3 tRNA genes are annotated in these 377 nt (G+C 47.7%); all 3 read left to right on the forward strand.

The features are described 5' to 3' along the window. The first annotated feature begins 73 nt into the window (after nucleotides 1-73). A tRNA-Ser gene (locus tag A8L45_RS23480) sits at nucleotides 74-164 on the forward strand. A gap of 48 nt (nucleotides 165-212) precedes the next feature. Further along, nucleotides 213-288: transfer RNA gene (locus tag A8L45_RS23485), tRNA-Thr, on the forward strand. A gap of 6 nt (nucleotides 289-294) precedes the next feature. Continuing rightward, nucleotides 295-370 (forward strand) — tRNA-Phe (locus A8L45_RS23490). The last annotated feature ends 7 nt before the right edge of the window (nucleotides 371-377 follow it).

Here is a 377-nt window from a genome sequence, read left to right on the forward strand (position 1 = left end):
CCAAATGTTGTTCGAACGACATTTTTAGGGGTTTACAAGGTCCGAGGTATCCCATATTATTCGCCGCACTTACGGAGAGATGGCTGAGTGGTTGAAAGCACCGGTCTTGAAAACCGGCATACGTTAATAGCGTATCTAGGGTTCAAATCCCTATCTCTCCGCCACATTAGTTTTTCTGGCAGTAATGCGGGAAAACAAAGCAGATAAAGTGTGCCGACTTAGCTCAGTTGGTAGAGCAACTGACTTGTAATCAGTAGGTCACCAGTTCGATTCCGGTAGTCGGCACCATTTATCGCCTCGATAGCTCAGTTGGTAGAGCAGAGGATTGAAAATCCTCGTGTCGGTGGTTCGATTCCGCCTCGAGGCACCATACAACC

Source organism: Veronia pacifica (assembly GCF_001707825.1).
Lineage (GTDB): Bacteria > Pseudomonadota > Gammaproteobacteria > Enterobacterales > Vibrionaceae > Veronia > Veronia pacifica.